Source organism: Psychrobacter sp. S1-30-MNA-CIBAN-0213 (assembly GCF_040309845.1).
GTDB lineage: Bacteria > Pseudomonadota > Gammaproteobacteria > Pseudomonadales > Moraxellaceae > Psychrobacter.
The window spans coordinates 1-3,603 of record NZ_JBEOPE010000025.1; the positions used below are offsets into that span (position 1 = coordinate 1).

6 protein-coding genes are annotated in these 3,603 nt (G+C 43.7%); all 6 read right to left on the reverse strand.

Annotation, left to right across the window (positions count from 1 at the left end; translation table 11 throughout):
• Positions 1-206 precede the first annotated feature (206 nt).
• Entirely contained in the window at positions 207-1,031 is an 825-nt protein-coding gene (modA, locus tag AAEY87_RS13760) for a molybdate ABC transporter substrate-binding protein (protein WP_350657571.1), read from the reverse strand.
• Positions 1,024-1,515 carry a molybdenum cofactor biosynthesis protein MoaE gene (locus tag AAEY87_RS13765; protein ID WP_350657572.1) on the reverse strand — a complete coding sequence of 164 codons (492 nt, stop codon included), beginning with the start codon at positions 1,513-1,515 and terminating at the stop codon, positions 1,024-1,026. The genes modA and AAEY87_RS13765 overlap by 8 nt, the downstream gene beginning before the upstream one ends.
• 34 nt (positions 1,516-1,549) lie before the next feature.
• The gene (locus AAEY87_RS13770) at positions 1,550-1,831 is read right to left on the reverse strand and encodes a MoaD/ThiS family protein (RefSeq protein ID WP_350657573.1); all 282 of its coding nucleotides are present in this window, start codon (positions 1,829-1,831) and stop codon (positions 1,550-1,552) included.
• A gap of 151 nt (positions 1,832-1,982) precedes the next feature.
• Positions 1,983-2,504 (reverse strand): cyclic pyranopterin monophosphate synthase MoaC, encoded by a 522-nt coding sequence (gene moaC, locus AAEY87_RS13775; RefSeq protein WP_350657574.1) that lies wholly within the window; start codon positions 2,502-2,504, stop codon positions 1,983-1,985.
• A gap of 40 nt (positions 2,505-2,544) precedes the next feature.
• Positions 2,545-3,300 carry a molybdenum cofactor guanylyltransferase gene (gene mobA / locus AAEY87_RS13780; RefSeq protein ID WP_350657575.1) on the reverse strand — a complete coding sequence of 252 codons (756 nt, stop codon included), beginning with the start codon at positions 3,298-3,300 and terminating at the stop codon, positions 2,545-2,547.
• Positions 3,293-3,603 (reverse strand): molybdopterin-binding protein (locus tag AAEY87_RS13785; RefSeq protein ID WP_350657576.1); only part of this gene is annotated, 311 nt, incomplete at its 5' end. The genes mobA and AAEY87_RS13785, both read right to left, overlap by 8 nt.

The window sequence follows — 3,603 nt, forward strand, 5'->3', positions numbered from 1 at the left end:
ACTTTAAGACGTGCAATGACTTGCCCACGACTCGGCTTAGCAAGCCAATAAGCCACAGGTGTGGCAAAGAGTAATAGGCATAAGGTGGTGACAGTAGCAAGTTTGATGCTGACTAAGAACGGGCTGAGCATGTCTGACATTAGGGATGGGGCTATCATGATGTCATTGCTCGTTGCGTTAAAGGGTTTATTGTATTTAATGAATCACTATTGAACCGCTAGATAGCCCGCTTGTGAGAAGTGTTGTTGTCCTGCTTTGGAGGTTAAATAGTCGCTGAAGTCTGTTGCCGTAGAGGTGTCACTGATTATAATACCGTCTTGCAGGATAGCCGGATAAGAATCGGGCGCTAGGGTAACGAACTGCTCAGGCGTGGCTTTAATAGCTATAATTTGTGATTGCGCAACAAAGCCATAGTCGACACTGCCAGTATGTGCATATTGAAACGCTTGACCAATATTCTCTGCTTGTATTAAACGTTTTTGCTTATCCAAAACATCATACACATTTTGCGCTTGTAAATAAGATTTTGCCGATGTACCATAAGGCGCAAGCTCAGGACTGGCAATGGTTATTTTGGCATTGATATCGCTCATGAATAAATCAGTCAGCGCTGCTGGATTAGTTTCACCCAAAGGTTTAGTCACACTATATAACGCCAACTGACCTTGTGCATAGGTAAAAGGCTGATGAGGTTTTTCACTTTGGGGACTTTCATCAGCTAGCTTGGCAGGGAATTCTTGATTGGCAGATAAAAATATATCGTAAGGTGCACCCGCTTTAATCTGCGCGTATAACTTACCAGAAGACGCGTAAGTAACATCTATATCTTGGTTAGGTAAGCCTCTATCTGTTTTATAGCTTTCGACAATGGCAGGCAGTACGTCAGATAAATTGGCAGCAGCAGCAATACGTAGTGTTTGTGTTTGCTCAGTAGTGTCAGCAGCAGTAATTGTATTTGTAGCGTCCTCCTGCGTACAAGCACTTAATATTAAAAATGAGCTTGCAAGTACAATCGTTGTTAACCTACCCATTATTACTTAACCATTTAGAAGAGTCATCTTCATAATATTCCTGCTTCCACACTGGGATGTCCGCTTTGATGGTGTCGAGTATCCAGCGGCAAGCATCAAAAGCCGGATAACGATGGGCAGAGACGACCCCTACCCATACTGCCACATCACCTATCTCTAATGCGCCAATACGGTGAATAGCAAGAGCATGGGTAATCTCAAAACGCTGTTTGGCTTCTTCAATAATGGCACGCCCTTGATTCAGTGCTAAGTCTTCATAGCCGTAGTAAGTCAAGTGATTAACGCCGGTGGCATTATTATGATTTCGTACGCGACCTTCAAAGCAGACGAATGCGCCGCAGCTGTCATCATCAAGGGTGTTTTTAAGTCTGTCTTCATCGATAGCAATATCTAACAAGGCAAAGCCATCGCGCTCGGCGATGGCATAGACGTCATCGACGCTACGTTTGATGGTCACTGAATGGCTATGAACGTTGTCTGTCATTTGATGTCTCTATCTATTTTTTTAAAACCCTGACTCAACCACCAGCGACTGGAGTGATAAACACCACACTGTCGCCATCGTTGATCTGGTCTGTCCAGTTAGCAAAATAATCATTCACCGCCACGCGCAGCTCTGACTGCGGACGACTAAAACGATGCTTTTGGGTCAATTGCTCGTATAGCTCAGTCAATGAGGTCGACTGCTGAACACTCACAGTTTCTTGTTGACAGTTGGCCTCATCCGCTAGGCTGGCGAAGTATAGGACGTTGATATTCATGGTGGCATCAATATTGGTTTCTAGATCTAAAGTACTCATAATATTCTCCATTCTTGTCAAACTATTCTGTCGTAGGGTGCTTTCTAAACACCAGAAAGCTAGGAAAGTCCTTCAAACATCTCACTTTCGACTATTTCAATATGGTAGCGTAGGCTGTGACTTTAGCCCAGCATTTTGCTCTTGTAAAACTCTAAGCATGACTATAATCTGACTTACCGCCCGTTTTTGTCACCAAACGCACGTTATCAATGACAATATCATGCGATATGGCTTTAGTCATGTCATAGATGGTCAGGCAAGCAATGCTCACAGCAGTTAAGGCTTCCATCTCGACCCCAGTTTTATGGGTGACTTTTACAGTGCCACTGACGATAATACTATTCAGCGCATCATCATACTCAAAGGTTAAACCAATCTTATCTAATGGTAGTGGATGGCACAGTGGAATAAGGTCGTGGGTGCGCTTGGCGGCCATGATGCCGGCGATATGAGCCGTCTGGGTAATGCTGCCTTTTTTGGTCATACCATCAGCGGCTTTGATTTGTTTATAAACCGCACTTGGGAAATGTACTTGTCCTTGTGCACTTGCCTCTCTGGTACTGGCTGTCTTGCCACTGACATCCACCATAGTAATATCGCCGTTACTGTCTAAATGAGATAGTGCTGACTTATTCAAAACAGACTGATTACTTTTTTGGGCGTTCGCACTCATTTACATACTCTCTTGGTTATTAACTTATCGATCTGTCATTTTATAAATCTGTCAAAGCCATATAGGCACGCTTAAATTCCTCAGGCGTATTAAAATTGGTCAAGTGCTGCCAGTTTTTTTCAAAGGGTACGGCTTGTACAATAGGTTTGATGAATTGCATTACTCGGCGCCCGCCCCTATCAATATAAGCTTTTAGGTCAGACTCAACGCTTAATTGATAAAGTCCTAACAATGGATATAAATGGCTGTCATCGGTTAAGCAAATTACTTTTTTATCAACTGCTTGGCTATCTGTTGTTTCGCTTTCGGTAGCTTGACTATCAGTTGCTTGCATTGCTGAAGACTGTAACTTTTGCCATAAATCTGTGGCCGATATTAAGCTATCACAGCTGATAACCAGCAGCCACGATGATTGTTTTTTTACTAAAGCATCTGATAAATAAGTATTTACCATGGTTTGCAGGGCCGACTCGATAGCGACTAACGCACCACCTGTATCAATTTGGCTGTTACTATTCTGCCCATCAACATGGTCAGCGCCATAATCAGCAATATGAATAATAGATGCTTGCGAGTTGCTGACTTTTAGCGCTGATTCAACGCAAAAACCGCGTCCATTATCAGCAATCATAATTGGAGTGTTTAAATTTAATGCATGCCGCACATGATAATCAATCAGGCGCTCACCTGTAGGTAGGATGAGTTCCGCTTTAGGCGTGCCCATACGGCTAGACGCGCCGCCCGCTAAAATGACCACACCTGCCAAGCTATCTAAACGGTTTACAGTATCAATCATGGCTAGGATTAGTACGCATAAAGTGCGGCACAAAATTGCAAGGACGCGTACGACTATCAAACTGCTCTTTTAAGATACTCTCCCAACCTGTGCGACAAGCACCTGATGAGCCCGGTAGACAGAAAATACCCGTACCGTTTGCCATCCCCGCAATCGCGCGCGATTGTACCGTTGACATGCCAATCTCATCTTTTGAGATTAAGCGGAACATCTCACCAAAGCCATTAATCGATTTATCAAACAAAACACTCACTGCCTCTGGCATGCTGTCTCTGATATAGAAACCGGTACCACCTGTGGTAA

Bases quoted from the DNA above. Each gene is read 5' to 3' on its own strand.
- modA (WP_350657571.1), bottom strand. From the start codon at position 1,031: ATGGGTAGGTTAACAACGATTGTACTTGCAAGCTCATTTTTAATATTA.
- AAEY87_RS13765 (WP_350657572.1), bottom strand. From the start codon at position 1,515: ATGACAGACAACGTTCATAGCCATTCAGTGACCATCAAACGTAGCGTC.
- AAEY87_RS13770 (WP_350657573.1), bottom strand. From the start codon at position 1,831: ATGAGTACTTTAGATCTAGAAACCAATATTGATGCCACCATGAATATC.
- moaC (WP_350657574.1), bottom strand. From the start codon at position 2,504: ATGAGTGCGAACGCCCAAAAAAGTAATCAGTCTGTTTTGAATAAGTCA.
- mobA (WP_350657575.1), bottom strand. From the start codon at position 3,300: ATGATTGATACTGTAAACCGTTTAGATAGCTTGGCAGGTGTGGTCATT.